Origin of the sequence: Chromobacterium sp. LK1 (assembly GCF_001043555.1) — a bacterium.
Lineage (GTDB): Bacteria > Pseudomonadota > Gammaproteobacteria > Burkholderiales > Chromobacteriaceae > Chromobacterium > Chromobacterium aquaticum.
On the sequence record NZ_LDUI01000028.1, the window covers coordinates 31,913 to 53,637 of the forward strand.

The 21,725-nt window shown below is 65.1% G+C and carries 23 protein-coding genes; 6 read left to right on the plus strand and 17 right to left on the minus strand.

What is annotated here, in order from left to right; genetic code table 11:
• Positions 1–17 precede the first annotated feature (17 nt).
• From VI26_RS12250 to ddaH, 12 genes are all read right to left on the minus strand, one after another.
• Positions 18–1,232: an iron-containing alcohol dehydrogenase family protein gene (locus VI26_RS12250; RefSeq protein ID WP_048410034.1), complete on the minus strand. Its 1,215-nt coding sequence runs from the start codon at positions 1,230–1,232 to the stop codon at positions 18–20.
• Positions 1,219–2,070 carry an ethanolamine utilization protein EutJ gene (gene eutJ, locus VI26_RS12255; RefSeq protein WP_053074383.1) on the minus strand — a complete coding sequence of 284 codons (852 nt, stop codon included), beginning with the start codon at positions 2,068–2,070 and terminating at the stop codon, positions 1,219–1,221. The genes VI26_RS12250 and eutJ overlap by 14 nt, the downstream gene beginning before the upstream one ends.
• An 11-nt stretch (positions 2,071–2,081) precedes the next feature.
• Entirely contained in the window at positions 2,082–3,503 is a 1,422-nt protein-coding gene (locus VI26_RS12260; protein ID WP_048410035.1) for an aldehyde dehydrogenase family protein, read from the minus strand.
• 49 nt (positions 3,504–3,552) lie between these two features.
• Positions 3,553–3,837, minus strand: coding sequence for an ethanolamine utilization microcompartment protein EutN (gene eutN, locus VI26_RS12265; RefSeq protein WP_048410036.1), 285 nt, complete (start codon positions 3,835–3,837; stop codon positions 3,553–3,555).
• 131 nt (positions 3,838–3,968) lie between these two features.
• The gene (gene eutM / locus VI26_RS12270) at positions 3,969–4,262 is read right to left on the minus strand and encodes an ethanolamine utilization microcompartment protein EutM (RefSeq protein WP_048410037.1); all 294 of its coding nucleotides are present in this window, start codon (positions 4,260–4,262) and stop codon (positions 3,969–3,971) included.
• Between the two features lie 48 nt (positions 4,263–4,310).
• The gene (gene pta, locus VI26_RS12275; RefSeq protein WP_082151033.1) at positions 4,311–5,447 is read right to left on the minus strand and encodes a phosphate acetyltransferase; all 1,137 of its coding nucleotides are present in this window, start codon (positions 5,445–5,447) and stop codon (positions 4,311–4,313) included.
• Positions 5,444–6,256 (minus strand): ethanolamine utilization cob(I)yrinic acid a,c-diamide adenosyltransferase EutT, encoded by an 813-nt coding sequence (eutT, locus tag VI26_RS12280; RefSeq protein ID WP_048410038.1) that lies wholly within the window; start codon positions 6,254–6,256, stop codon positions 5,444–5,446. The genes pta and eutT overlap by 4 nt, the downstream gene beginning before the upstream one ends.
• A 7-nt stretch (positions 6,257–6,263) precedes the next feature.
• Entirely contained in the window at positions 6,264–6,941 is a 678-nt protein-coding gene (gene eutQ / locus VI26_RS12285) for an ethanolamine utilization acetate kinase EutQ (RefSeq protein WP_048410039.1), read from the minus strand.
• Between the two features lie 13 nt (positions 6,942–6,954).
• A complete protein-coding gene (locus VI26_RS12290; RefSeq protein ID WP_048410040.1) occupies positions 6,955–7,431 on the minus strand; it encodes a EutP/PduV family microcompartment system protein in 477 nt (158 codons plus the stop codon).
• A 10-nt stretch (positions 7,432–7,441) separates the two neighbouring features.
• The gene (gene eutS / locus VI26_RS12295) at positions 7,442–7,777 is read right to left on the minus strand and encodes an ethanolamine utilization microcompartment protein EutS (protein WP_048410041.1); all 336 of its coding nucleotides are present in this window, start codon (positions 7,775–7,777) and stop codon (positions 7,442–7,444) included.
• A gap of 268 nt (positions 7,778–8,045) precedes the next feature.
• Positions 8,046–9,455 carry a basic amino acid/polyamine antiporter gene (locus tag VI26_RS12300; RefSeq protein ID WP_048410042.1) on the minus strand — a complete coding sequence of 470 codons (1,410 nt, stop codon included), beginning with the start codon at positions 9,453–9,455 and terminating at the stop codon, positions 8,046–8,048.
• Between the two features lie 204 nt (positions 9,456–9,659).
• A complete protein-coding gene (gene ddaH / locus VI26_RS12305; protein WP_048410043.1) occupies positions 9,660–10,421 on the minus strand; it encodes a dimethylargininase in 762 nt (253 codons plus the stop codon).
• Between the two features lie 330 nt (positions 10,422–10,751).
• Between ddaH and VI26_RS12310 the strand changes: the two genes are divergently transcribed.
• From VI26_RS12310 to glmS, 3 genes are read left to right on the plus strand one after another with little or no spacing between them, the layout of a single operon-like run.
• Positions 10,752–12,086, plus strand: coding sequence for a sigma-54-dependent Fis family transcriptional regulator (locus VI26_RS12310; RefSeq protein WP_231581012.1), 1,335 nt, complete (start codon positions 10,752–10,754; stop codon positions 12,084–12,086).
• A 45-nt stretch (positions 12,087–12,131) separates the two neighbouring features.
• On the plus strand, positions 12,132–12,923 hold the full coding sequence (locus VI26_RS12315) for a DeoR/GlpR family DNA-binding transcription regulator (protein WP_048410101.1): 792 nt from the start codon (positions 12,132–12,134) through the stop codon (positions 12,921–12,923).
• Positions 12,923–14,752 carry a glutamine--fructose-6-phosphate transaminase (isomerizing) gene (gene glmS / locus VI26_RS12320; protein WP_048410045.1) on the plus strand — a complete coding sequence of 610 codons (1,830 nt, stop codon included), beginning with the start codon at positions 12,923–12,925 and terminating at the stop codon, positions 14,750–14,752. Before VI26_RS12315 ends, glmS begins: the two co-directional genes overlap by 1 nt.
• A 371-nt stretch (positions 14,753–15,123) precedes the next feature.
• Here glmS and VI26_RS23895 read toward each other — a convergent pair whose 3' ends face one another.
• Entirely contained in the window at positions 15,124–15,867 is a 744-nt protein-coding gene (locus tag VI26_RS23895) for an FRG domain-containing protein (RefSeq protein ID WP_082151034.1), read from the minus strand.
• A gap of 290 nt (positions 15,868–16,157) precedes the next feature.
• Between VI26_RS23895 and VI26_RS12325 the strand changes: the two genes are divergently transcribed.
• Positions 16,158–16,754 (plus strand): HD family hydrolase, encoded by a 597-nt coding sequence (locus tag VI26_RS12325; RefSeq protein ID WP_048410046.1) that lies wholly within the window; start codon positions 16,158–16,160, stop codon positions 16,752–16,754.
• 344 nt (positions 16,755–17,098) lie between these two features.
• Positions 17,099–17,611: a hypothetical protein gene (locus tag VI26_RS12330; RefSeq protein ID WP_156183858.1), complete on the plus strand. Its 513-nt coding sequence runs from the start codon at positions 17,099–17,101 to the stop codon at positions 17,609–17,611.
• A 158-nt stretch (positions 17,612–17,769) separates the two neighbouring features.
• On the opposite strand, the gene VI26_RS12335 is transcribed toward VI26_RS12330, so the two are convergent.
• The 4 genes from VI26_RS12335 to VI26_RS12350 form a co-directional block, all read right to left on the minus strand.
• Positions 17,770–17,973, minus strand: a complete 204-nt coding sequence (locus VI26_RS12335; RefSeq protein WP_048410048.1) for a cold-shock protein — start codon at positions 17,971–17,973, stop codon at positions 17,770–17,772.
• Between the two features lie 508 nt (positions 17,974–18,481).
• Positions 18,482–19,555, minus strand: coding sequence for a bifunctional transcriptional activator/DNA repair enzyme AdaA (locus tag VI26_RS12340; RefSeq protein ID WP_048410049.1), 1,074 nt, complete (start codon positions 19,553–19,555; stop codon positions 18,482–18,484).
• Entirely contained in the window at positions 19,542–20,315 is a 774-nt protein-coding gene (locus tag VI26_RS12345) for an isocitrate lyase/phosphoenolpyruvate mutase family protein (protein WP_048410050.1), read from the minus strand. The genes VI26_RS12340 and VI26_RS12345 overlap by 14 nt, the downstream gene beginning before the upstream one ends.
• 162 nt (positions 20,316–20,477) lie before the next feature.
• Positions 20,478–21,080 carry a DJ-1/PfpI family protein gene (locus VI26_RS12350; RefSeq protein WP_048410051.1) on the minus strand — a complete coding sequence of 201 codons (603 nt, stop codon included), beginning with the start codon at positions 21,078–21,080 and terminating at the stop codon, positions 20,478–20,480.
• A 96-nt stretch (positions 21,081–21,176) separates the two neighbouring features.
• Here VI26_RS12350 and VI26_RS12355 point away from each other — a divergent pair, with 96 nt between their 5' ends.
• Positions 21,177–21,722: a TetR/AcrR family transcriptional regulator gene (locus VI26_RS12355; protein WP_048410052.1), complete on the plus strand. Its 546-nt coding sequence runs from the start codon at positions 21,177–21,179 to the stop codon at positions 21,720–21,722.
• Positions 21,723–21,725: the final 3 nt, after the last annotated feature.

Consider the following 21,725-nt stretch of genomic DNA (forward strand, 5'->3'; position numbering starts at 1 on the left):
GGTGCCCGATTGCGAATTCAGCAGGCCGGCGCCTGGCGCTGCCAGGCGTGGCGGTAGATGTCGATGATTTGCTCGCGGCTGGCGTCGCGCGGATTGCCGGCCAGGCAGGCGTCGCCGAGCGCGGCGTCGGCCAGCGCGGCGAAGTGTTCGGGTTCGACGCCGGGCAGCCGCAGGCTGCCGGGCAGGCCGATGTCGATGATCAGCCGCGTCACCGCCGCGATCAGCCCGTCCGCGTCCAGGGTTTCGCCGCAGAGCGCGTGGGCCAGCTCGCGGTAGCGGGGCGCGCACACCAGGCGGTTGAAGCGCAGCACCGAGGGCAGCAGCACCGCGTTGGCGACGCCGTGGGGGATGTGGTAACGCGCGCCTATCTGGTGAGCCATCGCGTGGACCAGCCCCAGGCCGGCATTGGAAAAGGCCATGCCGGCGAGATAGGAGCCCAGCATCATGTCCTGGCGGGCGGCCAGCTGGTGGCCCTGACCAACGGCGATGGGCAGCGCGCGGCCTATCAGGGTGATGGCGCGGTGCGCCAGCGCCTGGGTCAGCGGGTTGGCGCCGCGCGCCAGATAGGCCTCGATGGCGTGGGTCAGCGCGTCTATGCCGGTGGCCGCGGTCAGCGGCGCGGGCACGGCCAGGGTCAGGCAGGCGTCCAGCACCGCCAGGTCCGGAAGCAGCGCCGGCTGCGCGATGGCCTGTTTGACACCGCTGGCGCTGTCGGTGATCACCGTGATATTGGTGGCCTCCGAGCCGGTGCCGGCGGTGGTGGGCGCCAGCAGCAGCGACATCCGGCCGTTGGGCAGCGCGGCGGCGGCGGCCAGATCGGCTACCCGCATGCCGGGATGGGCGGCCAGCGCGGCGATGGCCTTGGCGGTGTCCAGCACCGAGCCGCCGCCAAAGGCGATGATGGCGTCGCAGGCCGCGGCGGTCAGCTGACGCGCGGCGGCTTCCACCGTGTCGCTGTCCGGTTCGCCGCCGGGGTAGCGGTAGGTTTCGGCGGCCACGCCATGTCGCTGCAGCGAGCGGAACAGATTGTCGGCCAGCCCCTGTTCCAGCAGGAAGCCGTCGATGGCGACGAAGACGCGGCGATAGCCGCGCTCGGCCGCGGCTTGGCCCAGCCGGGCGATGGCGCCGGCGCCGATGAAGGTGGCCGGCGGCACCGCGAAGGTTTGCACCTCGCGGGCATTGAACAGATCGATGGCGTGATAGAGCGCCTGGCCCAGATCAGTGGCTGGCATGGCTTGCTCCTTGCGCGGCCAGCGCATGGTGGGCGATGGCGAGCGGGGTCAGATAGATGGGGTGTTCGGGCAGGTGGACGCGGTGGGCGGGGAACTCACGCCGGAATAGCTCGCGCACCCCCGGCAGCGAGCAGGAGCCGCCGGACAGGTAGAGATCGCCGGCGGGCAGGCGCGCCAGATGGCGGCGCACGATGTCGCACATCTTTTCGAACACTGGCCGCACCACCGGCCAGACATCGGCGCCGCGCTCGCGCTTCAGGCGTTCCGCCTCGGCCAGCGGCAGGCCGCTGTGGCCCGCCAGCGCCAGCGATACATGGTGGCCGCCGGTGGCCTCGTCGGCGCGATGGCTCACCCGGCCGTTCTCGACGATGGCGATGCCGGTGGTGCCGCCGCCGATGTCGACCACGGCGGCGCGCTTGAGCCCCAGCAGCGCCACCACCGCCGAGGGCTCGTCGATGACGCCGCTGACTTCCAGCCCGGCCGCTTCCAGCACATTGACCGAGATGCGCGGATCGGTGCCCGGCGGGTAGGAGGTGGCGGCGGCGGTGAAGCGATGCCCCAGCGTCTGCTCCAGCGCGTCCAGCTGGCGGCGGACGAGGTCCACCGCGCCGAAGAAATTCCACACCACGCCGTCGCGCACCACATCGGCCCAATCCAGCCGCAGCGCCAGCGGCTCGCCGTCCGGCGCCATCGCCACGGACACCACGTCGCTGGTGCCCAGGTCTATGCCCAGGCGCATGCCGGCCACGGCCGCGCGGCGGGCTTCGCCGCGATGCAAGGCGCGCGCGGCGTTGAGCCGCTGTTGCAGCCGGTTGGCGGAGAGGGGGAGGGTGGGCATGGCGCGGTTCCTCACACGATGCGGAAGTGGTCGACCAGCACGCAGCGGCGCAGGCGCACGAAGCTGCGGGCCGAGGTGACGCCTTCGCCGGTGGGCGTGGAGATGGTCATCGTGGTCCAGCCCTCGCCGCCAAAGCCCAGTCCGGCCAGGCAGGGGCCGTTCTTGACGAAGATGCTGGTGTTGATGGCGTTGGCCATCCGGTCCAGATTGTCCAGATTGCGCGAGTGCATGGCCGCGGTGTGGCGGCAGCCGCCTTCCAGCCGCACCGCCAGGTCTATGGCCTGGTCCGCGTTGGCGACGCGCAGCACCGGCAACAGCGGCATCATCAGCTCGGTGACTGCGAACGGATGATCGGCTGGCGTTTCCACAAACAGCAGGCGGGTGTCGTCCGGCACTCGCAGACCGATGGCGGCGGCGATCTTCGCCGCGTCGCGGCCCACCCAGTCGCGGCTGACCGCGCCGCGGCCATGCTCGTCCACCTTGGTGAGCAGGATGGGCAGTAGCTGGGCGGCCTCGTCGGCGGTCAGTTCCACCGCATGGTGTTTTTCCATCTCCACCTTCAAGTCGTCGCAGATCGCGTCCACCGCGATCAGCGCCTTCTCGTCGGCGCAGATGATGTTGTTGTCGAAGGAGGCCCCCCAGACAATGTCGCGCGCGGCGCGGGCGATGTCGGCGGTCTCGTCCACCACCACCGGCGGGTTGCCGGCGCCGGCGGCGATCAGCCGCTTGTCGGTGACCTTGCGCGCGGCTTCCACCACCGCTTCGCCGCCGGTGACCACCAGCAAATGAATGCTGGGGTAGCGGAACAGGCGCTGCGCGGTTTCGATGTCGGGCTTGGCCACCGTGGTCAGCAGATCGGCCGGCCCGCCGGCGGCGACGATGGCCTGGTTCAGCAGGGTGATCGCGCGTTGCGAGGTGTTTCTGGCCGCCGGATGCGGTGCGAACACCACGCTGTTGCCGGCGGCGATCATGCTGATGGCGTTGTTGATGACGGTGGCCGCCGGATTGGTGGACGGGGTCACCGAGGCGATCACGCCCCAGGCCGCGTTTTCTATCAGCGTCAGGCCTCGGTCGCCGGTCAGCACCTGCGCCTGCAGGCATTCGACGCCGGGGGTGTGCCGGGCCTGCGCCAGGTTCTTGGCGATCTTGTCATCCACCCGGCCCATGCCGGTTTCGGCCACCGCCAGCTCGGCCAGCTCGCGGGCATGGGCTTCGCCCGCCGCGCGGATGGCGGCGATGGCGCGTTCGCGCAGCGCCACGCTGGCCAGCGCCGTCTGCGCCCGCTTCGCCGCCGCCACCGCGTCGTCCAGTTCGGCGAAAACGCCGGCCGGCAGCGCGCTTTCGGCCGCCGCGCCGCTCGTCGGGGCCGTTTGGCCGATCGACGCCAGCACCGCCTTCACCACTTGTTCGATATCGCTTGCCTTGAGTTCCACAACCCACTCCTTCTGAAACTGGAATTGCCAAGCTTCCCGGCGCGCCGGGTCACTTGTGGAAAACCACCCGCTGCCGGTGCACCACCTCGTCGATGATGCCGACCACGGCCAGGTCCACCGGCGCGTCTTCGTCCTGCATCCTGCGCGCCGAGCTGCCGGCCACCAGCAGCACCCACTCGCCGTCGCCGGCGCCCAGGCTGTCGGCCGCCACCTGGGCGTCGCCGCTGGGCTGGCCGTCCGCCGTCAGCATCTCCACCAGCAGCAGGCGGTCTTTCTGCAAGCCGCCGTGCTTGACGGTGGACACCACCTGCCCCACCACGATGCCCAATTTCATTTGCCTGGCTCCCGTATCCCGCCTGGCGGCGGGCAAAACCTCCCCCTGTCGCGCGCGGGCGACATGCGGTTTGCGGGGGGAGAACCGGCCGGGCGGCTTGGCTTCAGCCGCCGGCCAAGATCAGTTGATGCTCAGTCCAGGTTCTTGTCGGCCGACATCTTGATCGGAAACACCTCTTCCAGATCGGCATGCGGACGCGGGATCACATGCACCGACACCAGTTCGCCGATGCGCTGCGCGGCGGCCGCGCCGGCATCGGTGGCGGCCTTGCAGGCCGCCACGTCGCCGCGCACCATCGCGGTTACCAGGCCGCCGCCAATCTGCTTGACGCCGACCAGCTTGACCCGGGCCGCCTTGACCATGGCGTCCGACGCTTCGATCAGGGCCACCATGCCGCGGGTTTCAATCATGCCAAGAGCTTCCATTTGCACACTCCTTGAGGGGTTGGGGGTTCAACACGAATATCTGCATCTTTAATAAGGGGAACGCGGAGCGTTCTCGGCTTGCCTGTCCCCGCCCGCCTTGCCGAGCAAGGGCAGGGAGACGGGGGGCAAGGCGGCCGCGGAATGAAGCGCTTTGTCAGCCGTTTGGGCTCGCGCGGCGGGCGGGTCTCGCGGTTGATCCGCGCCGCTGGCGCGGATCATCTTCATCGCCAGCAGGCTGACATTGACCATGTCTTCCACGCTGCAGCCGCGTGACAAGTCATGCAGCGGGCGGGCCAGTCCCTGCACCATCGGGCCCAGCGCCTGGTAGCCGGCCAGCCGCTGCGCGATCTTATAGCCGATGTTGCCGGCCTCCAGCGACGGGAAGACCAGCACATTGGCGCGCCCGGCCAGCGGGCTGTCCGGCGCCTTGCCTGCGGCCACGTCCGGCACCATCGCCGCGTCGAATTGCAGCTCCCCGTCCAGGATCAGTTCCGGCCGGCGTCCGCGCGCCAGCGCGGCGGCGGCGCGCACTTTTTCCGCGTCAGGGTGGCGGGCGCTGCCGTGGCTGGAGAAGGACAGCATGGCCACGCGCGGTTCCCGACCGGTGATCTGGCGGTAGCTGTCCGCGCTGGCCAGCGCGATGTCGGCCAGCTGCTCGGCGCTGGGCTGCGGCACCACGCCGCAGTCGGCGAAGCCCAGCGGCTGGTCGCCGTCTGCCGGCAACATGAAAAAGATGGACGACACCGTGCGGTTGCCGGGCGCGAGGCCTATCACCTTGAGCGCGGCGCGCAGCACGTCCGAGGTGGAGGAGTGATTGCCGGCGATGCACAGGTCGGCGTCACCGGCCGCCAACATGGCGGCGCCGAACCACAGCGGCCGCCGCAGCGAGGCGAGCAGCGCGTCCGCGCCTTCCTTGGGCATGCGCGCGGCCAGCGCCGCCTGGTAGACGGGCAGCCGTGGCGAGACGGCCGGGTCATGGACGGTGAAACCGGTGAGCGGCAGGCCGTGAAGATGGCAAAAATGGCGCAGCTCGAATGGGTTGGCCAGCAGGATGGGCCGCGCCAGGCCGGCCAGCGCCAGCTGATGCGCGGCGCGCACGCAGCGCGGGTCCAGGCTGTCCGGGAACACGATGCGGGCCGGATGCTTAAGCGCGTCGAGACGGCATTGCTGGAGCAGAAGGTTCATCTTGTTTCTCCCAGCACGGGCAGCGGCTGGCCGCGCTTGGCCAGCAAGGCCAGCAGCATCAGCACGTATATCGCGCTGCTCAGGCGGTTGAGTCCTTGCAGGATGTCCGGCCGGGCCAGTTGGAAATCCGCGTCCAGATACAGGCCGGCGGCCATGGTTTCGCATTCGCGTATCGTTGCGCGCAGCAGGTTGAGCCGCGCCACTTCCGTGCCGTGCTCGACGGCGGGCACGATGTGGTCATGGCCGAGCAGGGCCAGCGGTCGGTGCGACAGCGCGTGGAGGTGCGCCTCGTCGGCCTCGCCCATGGCGATGGGTGGCATGGGCTCGCCGCTGACTTCGGCGCGCAGTGCGTTGCCCAGCGCCGAGCGGATATCGGCCAGGCAGCGCGCCAGCGCCGCCGGCGCTTGGCGCTCGTCCCATTCGGCCTGCAGCCACACCGCCTGGGCGATGGCGCTGTCCAGCTTGCCGCGCAGGGCGATGCGCGGATGGTTCTTCGGCACCAGGGTGTTGGCGTCCAGATGGGTCAGCGCCTCGGTTTTGCGCGCCACCGGCTGGTGGCACAACAGGCAGCGGCATTCCTGGCGTTGTTCGTTGTTGCCGGTCAGCGCGTGCACCGGATGGCGTTCGCCGTCGGCGCCGGCGTCGAAGACGCTGCCTTGCGAGTCCAGATAGCGGATGACGACCGCGCGGCTTTTCAGCAGCTCCTCGGCCGACGGCGTCAACCTGGCATCGCGCGGCAGGTGGATTTCAGTGTGCCGGGCCAGCGAGTAGCGGGAGCGCAGCCAGTCTTCGGTGATGAAATTGCCCATGGCGGCCTCAGCAGCTTTGCCAGTTGGCCGGATAGGCCACGTAGAGGAAACGGACCCGGCTCGGGGTGCCGAACTCGATGCTGGAGCCCTTGGGAATGAACACCACGTCGCCGGCCTTGGCCACCGTGGTCTGCTCTCCGCGGCGGATGTGCAGCTCGCCTTCCAGCACCAGGTCCACCTCGTCGTAGTTGAGCGTCCAAGGGAAGAAGGCCTGTTCCCACTGCATGAAGCCAGCGGCCATCGAGCTGCCGTCGGCGGCGGTGATCACGTCGGCGATGCTCACCTGCTGGCCGGGGCCTGCGCCGTCGAATACGCCCATGCGCACATCCTGGGCGCGGACGCATTTGATGGCGGGCCCTGCGTGCTGGAGCTCGGCGGCGGCCTTGCGCACCAGTTGTTCCACCAGCTCGGGCGCCACCGAGCCCGGCGGCAGCCGCGCCAAGACCTGAGCGCGGATTTCGGCCAGCGCGTCGGTTCCGCTCGCCGGCGCGGCCGGGGTTTCGGCTAGGAGTGCGGCGCTTGCGGCCGGCGTGGCGGCGTCGCCCTCGGTTAGGGCCAGGCCCAGGCGTTCCGCCACCACCCGCGCTTCCGGGGTGACGATGTGTTCGCGCGGGCTGACGCAAAGCGCGTGTTCTCCGGCGGCATGGGCCGCGCGCACGGTTTCGGCACTGATCAGCTTTTTCATCTTGCTACTCGCCTCATGCTGTTTGCCGCGTCGCGGCGGCGGATTCAGGATTCAGCCCCAGCCGGGCCTTGAGTTCGGCCACGCTATCCGGTCGCAGGCCGCACACGCGCAGGATCTCGCCGTCAAAGCCGTGTTCGCGCAGCATGGCCTCCACCGCGTCGGGCCGGGCGTCGGGCAGATCGGTCTTGCTGATCACCACCGCCACGCGCCGATGGCCATGCACGTCCAGCAGGCCGGGCGGCAGCCGGCATTCCAGATCGTTGGCGGGGTGGACGTAGATCAGCAGCTCGCACTCTGCGGTGCTGTTGATCAGCGCGTGGAACAGCCGCGGATGGCTGAAGAATTCGCCCGGGGTGTCGATGCAGCCTTGAGCGTCGTATTCCAGCGCCTGGGTTTTGCGTACCGCGCCACCGCCGGCCAGAGCGTGGAACAAGGTGGACTTGCCGGCCTCGACCGGTCCCAGCAGCGCGTATCGGAGGGAGGGATGCATGGGGCGGCCCTCAGGAACGCGTCAGCTGGCACACGGCATAGCCCAGCAGCCGTTGCAGGCCGGCTATGGTCTGGTGCAGCGCTTCCTCCACCGCGCCGCAGCTGCCGGTGATCACCAGCGCGCCGGAAAAGCGGTCCAGGAAGCCGATTTCGATGGCGGCGGCCTTGCAGGCCAGATCGCCGGCTATCATCGCGGTTTCGCCAGGCGTCAGCGTCATGATGCCGATGGCCTCGGCCTGAGCCACGCCGATCTTGCGCGACAGCTCCTCGGTGGGGTGGGAGATCAGATGCGCCAGCGTCACTTGCTTGCCGGGCACGAACTCCTGAATGATGCGTTCCTTTTCCATAACGTCACCATGGTTTTTTGGGTTGAGACGATGCTAGTCCAGACTGCTGCGCGGCCGGTATCAAAAATCGGAAAATCTTGCGAGGCAGGGGCTTGGGTCAAACGCTTGGCGGGTAGGGAGGAAACGGGCATGGGGAAAGCCCACGGCGATGCCTGTTTCACGGCCCCGGAGCCGGAACGCTGGGCGCGGGGATGCGCCTGTGAGGGGATGCGTTACGAATGCGGATCGGAGCCGCGCAAGCAAGGCGTGGCTCCGATGAGTGGGCGAGCTATCCCGCCGCCAGCGACCAGATGGCCAGCGCGCCCAGCGCGGCCACGCCGGCGGCGAGGACGCTGTCCAGCCGGCAGGAAAACGCAGGCAGTCCGCGCTCGCGCCGCGCGCGCAGGTAAAACGGCAGGCCCAGCGCGTAAAGAATCATCGACAGCAGCAGGAACTTCATCCCCCCGGCGTAGATCAGCCAGGCGCCGTAGAGGGTGCCCAGCAGCGTCAGGCTCAGCAGGCGGGCGGTTCTCGCCGGCGCCGACCACGCCAGCTTGAGGCTGAACGCCGCGCACAGCAGATAGGGTATCAGCGCCATCGCGGACGCCAGCTGGATCAGCAGATTGTAGCCGGCGTTGTTCAGGTGATTGATGATCAGGAACAGCGAGATCAGCCCATTGGTCAGCCACAGCGCGTTGGCGGGCGCGCCCTTGGCGTTGAGCTTGCCGAAACAGGCGGGCGCGGTGTGCTGATCGCCGCGGGCGGCCAGGTAGAGCATCTCGGACGAAATCAGCGTCCAGGCCAGCAAGGCGCCGGCCACCGACAGGATCAGCCCGATATTGATCAGCGCGCCGCCCCACGGGCCCACGGCGTGCTCCAGCACCGCCGCCATCGACGGGTTCTTCATCGCCGCCAGTTCCGCCTGCGGCAAGACCCCCAGCGACAGCACCGACACGCAAACCAGCAACAGCATGGTGATGCCGAAGCCCAGCACCGTGGCCAGGCTGACCGTGCGCATATCCTTGGCGCGGCTGGCGTAGACCGTTGCGCATTCTATGCCCAGGAATACCCATACCGTGTACAGCATGGTGTTCTTCACCTGTTGGCCCACGCCGCCCAAGGAAGCGCCGCCCCAGAAGTCCAGGCGGAAAGTCTGAACCTTGAACGCCAGCGCCACGCACAGCACGAACAGGCCGATGGGCACGATTTTGGCGATGGTGACAATCAGGTTCAGCAAGCTGGCCGACTGCACGCCGCGCAGCACGAAGCCGTGCAGCGTCCACAGCAGCAACAGGCCGCACAGCAGCGCCGGCAGGGAACTGCCGTCGCCGAAGAAACCCAGCGCCTGAAAAGAGCCCAGCGCGCTGAACATCACCACCAGATAACCGACATTGCCCACCCACACCGATATCCAATAGCCCCAGGCGGCGTTGAAGCCCAGATAATCGCCAAAGCCGTTGCGGGCATAGCCGTAGACCCCGTCGCCGATATCGGGGCGGTTGATGGACAGCCATTGGAAAATGCGCGTCAGCGCCAGCATGCCGATGAAGGTGATCGCCCAGGCGATCAGGATGGCGCCGGCGCCCGCGCCTTCCGCCATGTTTTGCGGCAAGCTGAAAATGCCGCTGCCGACGATGGCGCCCACCACCAGCGCGGTGAGCGGCACCACCCCCAGCTTTTTATCCGCGGCTTGAGTCATTTCTGTTCTCCCCCAGATGCGGGGCGCGCTCGGCGCGCCCCGGGTTTCATGCGCTCGGCGGCTTTAGAAGGTGTTTACGATCTGCCACGCGTCGGCGATACGGCGTTGAAACCGATCTCAGTGCTCATGTACCAGGTGTACATTCCGCTTTTTCGCTCGTTTCCGTCTTGTCTCGCGCTAGCTCGCGAGATCGTAAACAGGTTCTTAGAAGCGCAGCGACATGCAGCTGACGCCGCCATCCACCTTGCGGTATTCGGAAGTGTCCACTTCGATCACCGTATAGCCCAGCGCGGCGATGCGGTCGCGAGTGTGCGGGTAGCCGGAGGGCATGATGACCTTGCCGTTCACCCAGATGCAGTTGGCGGCATAGGACTCCTCTTCCGGGATGGCGATGATGTTGAACTTCTGGAACTCCGGCTTGGTGATGAATTCGCCGGCCGCCAGCAGATTATTGTTTTCCAGATAGGCGAGGCCGGTTTTCAGGTGTAGCACCTTCTCCAGCCGCACCACCGATCCGCTCATGCCGTGCTTCTCCAGGATGGCGATCAACTGGCGCGCGCCCTCCGCATTGGTGCGGGCCGATTCGCCGATATAGAAATGGCTGCCCACCATCATCACATCGCCGGCATCCAGCGTGCCTGGCGCCTGGATGGATTCCACCTGCTGATAGAAGCGGCGCAGCACCGGCTCCATCAAGCTGGCTTCGCCGCGGCGGCTGTCCGCGCCCGGCCGGGTGACGATGGCGCAATGCGGCGTGCACAGCGCCGGATCTTCCACGAACACCGAATCCGGAAAGTCCTCGGCTGGCGGCAGGATGGTGATGTCCACGCCGCAAGTCTGCAGCGCGCGGATATAGGCATTGTGCTGTTCCAGCGCCTTGGCGTAGTCGGGCTTGCCCAGATTGCTGGAGGAAATGCCATTGACCAATCCACGGCAAGGGGTGCGGGCGATGATGTGCTTGAACATTGCGATCTCCTGATGCTTGGTTGGGGATATCGCCTGTTTAACTGCAACTAGCGTGCCAGCCGCGGCGCTTCGGCCGCTGCTTTTGTTTGACCACGGTCAAGCTTGTGCGCCGCCGGCGCGCCGAAATCGGCCGCAGCGGCGTGAAGGCGCGGGGTTTTTGCGTTGGCGGCCAGGGTGGGCGGCAGCCAGTTTGGTTAATTGACGATTTTTGGTGATCAAGCTGGCGAGACATGGCGCGGAAGCTGGCGCAATATGGCGAATATTGGTCAATGGCAACGGCGAATCCGCTCGGGCGGAGCGCTGGGCGAGAGGCGCGAAAGGAGGATGGGCGTGAACGAAGAACTGGATTGGCTGGTGGCCTGCCTGCGGCCGGTGCTGGATACGCTGGACCGGCCGGCCACCGTGGTCGACGCCGACGGCCGCTTCGTCTACTACAACTCGGCCAGCGCCCGCATGGACGGCGTGGACGCCGACGAAGTCATCGGCAAGCATGTGCTGGAACAGAACCCCTGGCTGACGCGGGAGGACAGCACCCTGCTGCAATGCCTGGAGCGCGGCGCGCGCTTCACCGATGTCTGCCAGTCCTATATCGGCCCGGACGGCCAGGCCATTCCCTATCTGCACACCGCCGTGCCGCTGACGGGCCGTGGCGGCGAACGGCTGGGCGCGATCGAGATCGGCCGCCAGCTGCGCCACATGCCCAACCAGCGCGGCAAGGATGCCGACGTGCCCCGCATCGCCACCGCCGATCCGCAGATGCGCCAGCAAATCGCCTGGCTGGACGTCTTCGCCGCCAGCGAGCTGCCGATATTGATCTATGGCGAGACCGGCACCGGCAAGGAGCTGTTTGCCCGGCGCGCGCACGCGCTGAGCCCGCGCGGCAGCCGGCCGCTGTTCACCATCAACTGCGCGGCCATCCCCGACACCCTGCTGGAAAGCACGCTGTTCGGCACCGTCCGCGGCGCGTTCACCGGCGCGGAAAACCGCAAGGGCCTGCTGAGCCAGGCCGACGGCGGCACGCTATTCCTGGACGAACTCAACTCCATGCCGATTCAGCTACAGGGCAAGCTGCTGCGCGTGCTGCAGGACGGCAGCTACCAGCCGCTGGGCAGCCATCAATCGCTGCTGGCCAATGTGCGGCTGATCGCAGCGTTGAACCAGGAACCGCAGGCGGCGGTGGCGCAGGGACGTTTGCGCGAAGACCTGTACTACCGGCTCAACGTCGGCTATGTGCATATCCCGGCGCTGCGCGACCGGCGCGGCGACGTGCCCTTGCTGGCCCGCGAACTATTGGCCCGCCACGCCCCGGAACTCAAGCCCGTGGTGACGCAGCTGGCGCCGGAAGCCGAAGCGGCGCTGCTGGCGCACGACTGGCGCGGCAATGTGCGCGAACTGGAAAACATCCTGCGCCGCAGCCTGCTGCTGCACGACGGCGGTGCGCGGCTGGAACGGATCGCGCTGCACGCGGGCGTGCCGGACGTCACGCCGCGCGCCGACGGCGGCCTGCGCGGCCAGCTGCGCGCGCGCGAAGCCGAGCAGGTCCAGGCCGCGCTGGCCGCGCATCAGGGCAATGTATCCGCCGCCGCGCGGCAACTGGGACTGGCGCGCAGCACGCTGGTGTCGCGGATGCGGCGGCTGGGTCTGATGGGTCCGCTTGCGCGCTAGAAATTGCGCTGCTATCATCGCAAAACTTTCGAAACGAAACATAAAATGACCAAGCGAAACACTCAGCAACGCCGTCACGCCATCGCCGCCCTGGTGCAGGAACGCGGCGAGGTCAGCGTGGACGAGCTGACCAAGCGTTTCTCCACCTCTGAAGTGACCATACGCAAAGACCTGGCCCTGCTGGAAACCGGCGGCCTGCTGCTGCGTCGCTACGGCGGCGCGGTGTCCTTGCCGTCGGAGATGGTGGTTGAGGAAGACGCGGAACAGGTTTCAAAACGAAAGATAGCCATCGCCCGCGCCGCCGCCGAGCGCATCCGCGACCACAACCGCGTGATCATAGACAGCGGCACCACCACCAGCGCGATGATTCCGCTGCTGGGCAATAAGCGTGGCCTGGTGGTGATGACCAATTCCCTGAACGTGGCCGGCGCGCTGCGCGAGCTGGAGAACGAGCCGACGCTGCTGATGACCGGCGGCACCTGGGACCCGCATTCCGAATCCTTCCAGGGCCAGGTGGCGGAGCAGGTGCTGCGTTCCTATGACTTCGACCAGTTGTTCATCGGTGCCGACGGCATCGATCTTGAACGCGGCACCACCACCTTCAACGAACTGGTGGGCTTGTCGCGGGTGATGGCCGAAGTGGCGCGCGAAGTCATCGTGATGGTGGAATCGGAAAAGATAGGCCGGCGCATCCCCAATCTGGAATTGCCGTGGGAGCGCATCCATACCCTGGTGACCGACGACGCCTTGTCGGCGGAGGCCAGAACCCAAATTCAGGCGAAGGGCATTGCGCTGATCTGCGCGTCCTCGCCCACTGATAGTCCAAGGAGAAAGTAATGTGCGGCATTGTCGGCGCCATCGCGGCGCGTAATGTGGTTCCGGTGTTGGTGGACGGCCTGAAGCGGCTGGAATATCGCGGCTATGACTCCGCCGGCGTGGCGGTCTTGGCCGGCGACGCCATCCGTCGCGTGCGCCGCGTCGGCCGCGTCGCGGAGATGGAAAACGCCGCTGCGGAAGAAAGCCTGCAAGGGCAGGTGGGCATCGGCCATACCCGCTGGGCCACCCACGGCGGCGTCACCGAACCCAATGCCCACCCGCACGTATCCTTCGGCAAGATCGCCGTGGTGCACAACGGCATCATCGAAAACCACGAAGAGCAGCGCGAGCGCCTGAAAGGCCTGGGCTACGCCTTCGAATCCCAGACCGACACCGAAGTCATCGCCCACCTGGTGCATCACTACTACCAGGCCGGCGCCAGCCTGTTCGACGCGGTCAAGCGCGCCAGCCGCGAGCTGACCGGCGCTTACGCCATCGGCGTGATCGCGGTGGACCGCCCGGACGAACTGGTGTGCGCGCGCATGGGCTGCCCGCTGCTGGTGGGCCTGGGTGACGGCGAAAACTTCATCGCCTCCGACGTCTCCGCCATCGTGTCCGCCACCCGCCGCGTGATCTTCCTGGAAGAGGGCGACATCGGCCGGCTGACCCGCGACGGCGTGGAACTGCTGGACAAGGATGACCAGCCGGCGCAGCGCCCGGTGCATGTGTCCGACGTATCGCTGGCCTCGCTGGAACTGGGCCCGTACAGCCACTTCATGCAGAAGGAAATCCACGAACAGCCCAAGGCGCTGTCCGACACCATAGACGCGGTGCAGGACTACGGCTTCAATCCCGAGCTGTTCGGCGAGCGCGCCGGCGAAGTGCTGCCGCAGCTGGAAGGCGTCAAGATCCTGGCCTGCGGCACCAGCTACTATGCCGGCCTGACCGCCAAATACTGGATCGAAACCATCGCCGGCGTGCAGTGCGACGTGGAAATCGCCAGCGAATACCGCTACCGCGACGCCTGGGCCAACCCCAACTACTTGGTGACCACCATCTCCCAATCCGGCGAGACGCTGGACACCATGGAAGCGCTGAAATATGCCAAGGAACTGGGCCACCGCTACGCGCTGTCGATCTGCAATGTGCGCGAATCCGCGATTCCGCGCGCCAGCGAACTGGTGTTCTTCACCCGTGCCGGCGCCGAAATCGGCGTGGCCTCCACCAAGGCCTTCACCACCCAATTGGTGGGCTTGTTCGCGCTGGCGGTGACGCTGGGCAAGGTACGCGGCAAGGTCAGCACCGCCGACGAGGCGCGCTACCTGGACGAACTGCGCCACCTGCCGGGCAGCGTGCAGCACGCGCTGAACCTGGAGCCGCAGATCAAGGCCTGGGCCGACAAGTTCGCCGCCAAGGACAACGCGCTGTTCCTGGGCCGCGGCCTGCATTTCCCCATCGCGCTGGAAGGCGCGCTCAAGCTGAAGGAAATCTCCTACATCCACGCCGAAGCCTACCCGGCCGGCGAACTCAAGCACGGCCCGCTGGCGCTGGTGGACGAGGACATGCCGGTGGTGGTGATCGCCCCCAACGACGCGCTGCTGGAAAAGGTGAAATCCAATATGCAGGAAGTGCGCGCGCGCGGCGGTGAGCTGTTCGTGTTCGCCGACCTGGACAGCCATTTCAGCGAATCCGACGGCGTGCACGTGATCCGCACCCCGCGCCATGTCGGCGTGCTCAGCCCGGTGGTGCACGCCATCCCGGTGCAGATGCTGGCCTACCACGTGGCGCTGGCGCGCGGCACCGACGTCGACAAGCCGCGCAATCTGGCCAAGAGCGTGACGGTGGAGTGAGGCGGAGCTTGGCTCGTGACCAGAGCGAATAAAGTCCGGCGGGTCCGAATAAAGATGGTCCGAGTTTGATAAGAGAGAAGGGGCCGTTGGTCCCTTCTTCTTTGTTATGTTGTATCAATTCCTTAGATACTCGCTTTTTGACCGAGGCGATCAGTTACAGCCAGACATTTGACGTCTGCTTCTGTATGGATTGCACTCGTAAAGTATCTAGAGAAGCAGGGGCGATTCAGATGCTCTGCAAGGGCGATTTTTAAAGTTATATGTTATTGTGATGCCATCACAAAAGCTGTATGTGAAAATTTCACACATACGGCCCTATGATGATCGTCAGTCAATGGTAACCATGACCGATGAAACTATTAGACCTCTGGTCATACTTTGTACATCCCGAGAATCACGCGGACTTCGGCTGCTTTGGCATTGCCGGTCAGTCCTGGATAGATTCTGGCATGGTTGAGGCCCATTGAGTCTAAATCAGCCATTGCAGCACCAGCCTCTCTTACTGGGATGAGATATTTTCGGAGGGAGATTATGTTGCCCGAGAACTGACCCACGTATTCTTCTAATGAGTCAGAAGGGGTCTTCAGATGGGTGAAGCGCCCATGTTGGTTTCTGATGCGTTCGTTTCCAAAGCTAGGGACAGAAACGATCTCACATCCAAAATCTGAGTGCCAAATATCCTGGGTGCTATCTAGAATCCAAATGGCAACATTTTTTTCGTTAGAAGTCCCATGTCGGATGTGGCCGCTGAATGCGAAGAAGGCTGCAACGTAAGGGCTCTCGCTCCAGTCAAGCAGGCGTGTAGGAAGCCCATTGTGCTGGGCCATGCTTAGCATCAATAGCTTATTTTCCCTTACATGTGGAGGAATATCCTCAAGCTCACACTCTTTCTGAAAACCGTCTAAGAGTTGATCTGCTATTTTGGTCTTGTTTGCTCGGCTTCCGCCGTATGCACTATACCAACGATCAAAAGATGAGCTCAGAGGCCATGATTCCCCTCCTTGTCCCCGAAAAAGAAAGCGCCCACGAGTGAAATTTCCATCGGGGAACTGATCTGAGATGACCTTAGTTTTGAACTCTGGCCAAGATGAGCAGAGAATAGATTCGATGTTCACACTAAACTCCCGGGCCCTAGCTAAAAGTTGGCACCCCTGGTTGGCCCTCTAGTAAGGGGTGTTCACATGAAATCCAATCATCTGGCATAAAAATGCCGTTGTCAAATTTTGGCTCTGATCTATAAGTACTTGGACCGCATGTAGGGCTGTGAGCAATTGTAATCCTTACTACTGCTGGCCATGACTGACTATTCCAAGAAGCTCTCCTGTGGCAAAGCTGAGTAACTAGACCTTTGACCACAGCTATAATCCCCCTCCGTGGCGAAACAAACCTGAATGCGGGATAAGCGATGCAAGTATCGGCCTTGGAACGGCAACTGAATTTTCTGAGAGAGATAGACCGCTTGAAGTCGGTGCTGCGGCAATCGCCGTTGCTGGACCAGAGCCGCCGGGAGAACTCGGCCGAGCATTCCTGGCATCTGGCGATGTACGCCTTGCTGCTGGGCGATTACGCCAGCGGTCCGGTCAACACCGAGCGGGTGATCAAGATGCTGCTGTTGCACGATGTGGTGGAGGTGGATGCCGGCGATTTCCCCATTCACGGCCAGGCCGTGCCTGGAGCGCAGGCGGAAGCGGAGGCGAGGGCGGCGGAGCGTTTGTTTGGCTTGTTGCCGCCGGAGCAGGGCGCTGAATTGCTGACGCTGTGGCGCGAGTTTGAGCGCGCGGAAAGCGCCGATGCCTGTTTCGCCAAGGCGCTGGACCGTTTCCAGCCTTTGCTGATCAATGTCTTCACCGGCGGCGGGACTTGGACGCAGAACGATGTTTCGCTGGAGCAGGTGCTGTCCCGTTACGGCCCGGTGATCCAGAAAGGCGCGCCGCAGCTTTGGCTGCTGTGCGAGCAGTGGGTGCGCCGGCATTTTGCGGGGCAGCCTGAACAGCCGATTTAACGCTATTCCTAGCCCAAGCGATGGCTTGCATCCCGCGCGCTCCGTGGCTATTTCCGTCTTGCCGGATGTCGCCGGCTTGACGCTCTCCCGCGCCTCCCCAACAATAGCCTCCGCGCCGCAGCAATCGCGGCGCTCGGGTTTAGTCTCCCGAATAAGAGCTACTGCCGCGGATGCGCTTTTTCACAGCGTATCCGTTGCCATTGCTTTGCCTATTCGGGCGGGCCGTGGCAAGTGGCGCCCTCGCGGGCGCGCCGGCTTTCGCAGTAGCTCACCGGTAGACTAACTCTTGTCATGTGCCCGCCTTGCCGCTTTGCGGCTGGGCCCTTCTGCTCAGGAGGTTGCAAATGGTAAAGCCTGTCCGTCCGGTGCTTGGCATCGAACTCTCTTCGTCCCCCACTCACGCCCAAAACCGGGCATCTCCACTCGCGCCGCTGTTGCCGCGCTCGCGCTATCGCTTTGCCGGCAGCGAAGCCAAAGACCTCAGCCTGCCCTTCATCCGCCGTATCGAAGGCCGCACTCATCCGCATTACTGGCAGCCGGCGGAAGCCAAGGATGAGTTCGAAGCTTGCGCCTTGGGCCGGCAGTACGCGGCTCACTTGGCGCAGTTGCTGAAACTCAACCGCCAGCACTCCGCGCGCGGCTTGTTGTTCCGCATCGCCAGCGATATGGATTTCAGCGATCGCGGCCATCACCGCAGCCTCTGCAAATGCTTCTTCAACTATCTGGAGATGTTGTTGAACCTGGGAGCGCAACAGGTGGACCTGGTGCGGCATGTGGAGGCGGTGCAGCGCTTCTATCTGAGCCTGGATGAGCTGTACGCGGTGCAGCGCAATCCACGGCGCAAGAAGAAGCGTTAAGCCGGAGGAGGAGCAGCCGGCCCTGTGGGGCCGGCTGTTGGCAGGGGTGCTGCGTGCACTTCTGCTATCCAATCAATAAGACCTGCCTTGAGGCAGGTCTTATTTTTAAAATACGAAAAGCCCCATATGGGGCTTTTGCTATTTAGACGCTGTAATGCTTACAGCGGCTGAATCGCGGTCGCTGCCGGGCCTTTTTGGCCCATTGCGCGGGTGTAGCTTACTTTTTGACCTTCGCGCAGGGATTTGAAGCCATCCGCGCGAATTTCGGAGAAGTGAGCGAAAAGATCGTCGCCGCCATTGTCCGGGGTGATAAAGCCAAAGCCTTTTGCGTCATTGAAAAATTTAACGGTACCCGTTTCCATAATGCACTCCATATGTCTGTTAAGGACAATAAAATTATCGAATTGGCATGATAATCAAGGAATAGATAAGGAAACAAAGAAGACCACTTGATGGGCAACGAGGTATCGATAGATATGACGCTTGAAAATCCTGCCCGGACTTTTTATAGGAAAGTCGCGAGCATGTCAATAGTAGCTTTTGAAATTGCCGGAAAAATTGCCGGAAAAACGGTCCCGCCCGCTCTGGAGGCTTTGCACGGGTTCTAAGAACCTGTTCACGATCTTTTGTAGATGTGGTTAGCCGTTGCTAGATACGTAGGAGACCACGTATCCGACGCGCCTCGGGCCTGACGGGAACCGGCGGGAAGCCGCAGGCCAGGCTTGCAGGGCGGCCTTTGGGGTAAAGGGGAATTTGGCCGCGTTGTTCCCCTTTCCGTTAGCCGGGCGGAACCGGCTCTAAATCATCATCCGCGTAGCGGATTCAATGCTTTGAACAACACTTCCGATCAGAAAAGATCGTAAACAGGTTCTAAGCCTCCAGCCGGAACGTCGAGTCCATGGCCGGCCCGCGTTCGTGTTCCAGCAGCCATTGCTTGCGCGCCAGGCCGCCGCCATAGCCGGTCAGCGCGCCGTCCTTGCCCAGTACGCGGTGGCAGGGAACGATGATGGCGATGCGGTTGGCGCCATTGGCGGCGGCCACCGCGCGCACCGCGCTGGGCCGGCCCATCCGTTCCGCCAGGCTTTGATAGCTGTGGGTGCTGCCGTAGTCCAGCGCTCGCAGGCTTTGCCATACGCCGCGCTGGAATTCGCTGCCCGGCGTGTCCAGCGCCACGTCGAAATGTCGCCGGCGGCCGGCGAAGTATTCGCCTATCTCTGTTTCCGCTTGCCGGGTGTGCGCGTTTTCCCCGGCGATGATCCGCGCCTTGAGCAGGCGTTGCAGGTCTTTGAATTCGGTTTCCAGCATGCGCCGGTCGGTGAATTCCAGCAGGCACAGGCCGCGCTCCGTCGCGCAGGCCAGCATCGGGCCCAGCGGGGTGGTGAAGCGGTGCAGCAGGATGACGCGCGCGCTGTCGCTGGGAGCGCTGCCGGTCAGTTTCTTGTAGGCGTGGGCAAAGCCGCTGAGCGAGTCGTAGCCGCTGTCGAGCGCGACCTCGGTGGCGCTGCGGCCGCCCTTGAGTTCGCGCAGCGCGGTATTGATGCGCAGCATGCGCTGGAAGGCGTGGAAGGTGATGCCGTGGTGCTGGAGAAACCAGCGGCGCAGCGCTTCCGGGCTGATGCCGCGCTGTCTGAGCTGGCCATCGCTGATCCGGTCCTTGGGGCTGGCCCGCAGCCAGGTCATGACCTGGGCCACCGCCGGCGGCGCGGCGTGGGCGTTCTCGGTGGGGCGGCAGATCTTGCAGGGCCGGAAGCCCGCATCCAGCGCGGATTTGAAGCTGGAGTGAAACTCGACGTTTTCCCGTTTCGGCTTGCGCGCGCGGCAACTGGCGATGCAGAACACGCCGGTGGTGCGGACGGCGACGAAGAAAATGCCGTTGTATGCCTCGGCGCGTTCCAGCAGCGCCCGGTAATAGCCGTCGGCCTGTTCGGTGTCAGTGATCAGCATGGGTGAAGACTGCCTGGAAGGATTGTTGGGCGCGGATATTGTGCAGCATGTTCAGCAAGCTGCGCTGCAATTGTTCGTGGACGGCATTGCCCATGGAGAGGCGTTTGACGCCCAGCCGCGCCAGCGCGGCGAAGTCCGGCAAGGCCGGCATGCACATCACATTCAAGGGCAGCGGCACCGCTTCGACGATGGCGCGAATGTCCGTTTCTTGCACCACGCAAGGCACGAACAGGCCGTCGGCGCCGTGGGCGGCGTACAGGCGGCCGCGGGCGATGGTCTGCGCTTGCGCGTCGGATAGGCCCAGCAGGAAGGGATCGGTGCGGATATTGAGGAATAGCGTGTGGCCGGCTTGGCGCAGCGCTGTCCGCACCGCCGTCAGCATGGCGGCGAATGCAGCCGCATCCTGCAGGCTGCGCTGGCCTTGGCGCACCACGCTGTCTTCCAGGTTGACGCCGACGACGCCGAGCGCGGCCAGTTCGCTCAGATTGGCGGCGATGCGCTCGGGGCTGTCGCCGTAGCCGGCTTCCATGTCCACGCTCAGGGGCAGGCGGCTGGCGGTGCGCAGGCGGGCGACAAGCTGGCGCAATTCGGCAAAGCCGAGTGCTTCGCCATCCTCGTAGCCCAGCATGGCGGCCATCGCCGCGCTGGAGGTGCCGATGGCGGCATAGCCGGCCTGTTCGGCGAGGCGGGCGCTGACGGCGTCCCAGACATTGGCGATCAACAGCGGTTCGGCTTGGTGGTGCAGGGCGGCGAAGTCCATGGGTGTGCTCCGGTTGGAATGCGCACAGCTTAGGGGGCGCCCAAGACCGTCACAACCGAAAATCGGACGAGTATTTTGCGAGGGGTTTGCCGCCGCGCCGGTGTTTGAATGCGAACGAAAAATTCTAATGGCATGGCCGGCGCGGGTATACTGGCGGCGGCCTCAAGATGCGCTGAGGCGGAGGCTGTCGTCGATCAAGGCTTCGTAAATCGCCTGTTGGCCGGCGGGCAGCACCGGCAGCAGGGTTTCGCGGCGCTTGTCGGCGTCAAACAGCGATTCCACCAGCCAGCCCACTAGGTAGAGCGAGGCGAGACAGCCGCCGGCGGTGGCGATATTGCCGTGGCAGACCAAGGGTTGGTCCAGGACTTGCAGGCCCTGTGCCTGCAAAGCGGCTTTCGCATCCGGATGGGTGGTGGCGCGGCCCTGCGGCAGCAGGCCCAGCCGTTCCAGGATGAAGGCGCCGCCGCAGATGGAGCCGATGCGTTGACGGCGGGGGTCCAGCGCGAACGCGGGCAGAAAGTCCGGGTCGGCGAGCGCGGCGGGCACGCCTTGCTTGCCGCTGGAGAACAGCACCGCATCGGCGTAATTGGCGTCCGCGAGCGGGCCGTGCGTCGGCACCGTCAGGCCGTGCGCCGAATGCAGGACCGGCTGTGCGCCCAGGATGCGCACGCGCCAGTCTTTGCCGTTGCGGCCCAGCAGGTCCCACATGAGGAATAGGTCGATGTCAGTGAAGTGGTCGAAGGCGATAAGCGCGATGTCTTTCAAGGCGAACTCCTGGAGCAGGTTGAATGCGGTTTCCGCGGGAGTTCGCAGCCTAGCAATCCAGCGGCGGCCATACACAGCCTGTATGGAGGGCGGCGCATGAAAACACTGTCGCGCAAGGATTGGATTCTCGCCGGCTTTGCCGCGCTGGATCAGGAGGGGCATGCCGGCCTGTCGGCCGAAAACCTGGCGCGCCGGCTGAATGTGACGCGCGGTTCCTTCTACCACCATTTCCGCAACCGGGAAGACTTTGTCCGCACGCTGCTGGCCGCCTGGGAGGAGGATTACACCGAGCGCATGCTCGCCCATGCGGCGCAGGGGCGCAGCGCCGGCGCTACCTTGCTGCGTTATTTGCGGATTGCGGCGGAAAAGCAGCCGGGGCGGGAGGTGGCCATCCGCGCCTGGGCCTTGTGCGATCCATTGGCGGCGGCCTTCCAGCAGCGGGTCGATGCCCGCCGGCTGGCGTTCGCGATCGAAACCGCCGGCCGCCTGGGGCGCTCCGCCGCCGAGGCTGAGTTGATCGGCCAGGCGGCGCATCTGTGCCTGATAGGCGGGCAGCAGACCGGGGCGCGCCACCAGGCGGGCCAGTTTGAGCGGCTGGCCCGTGGCGCGCTGGCGCTGGTCGGCCGCTTGGCGGGCGGCTAGCCC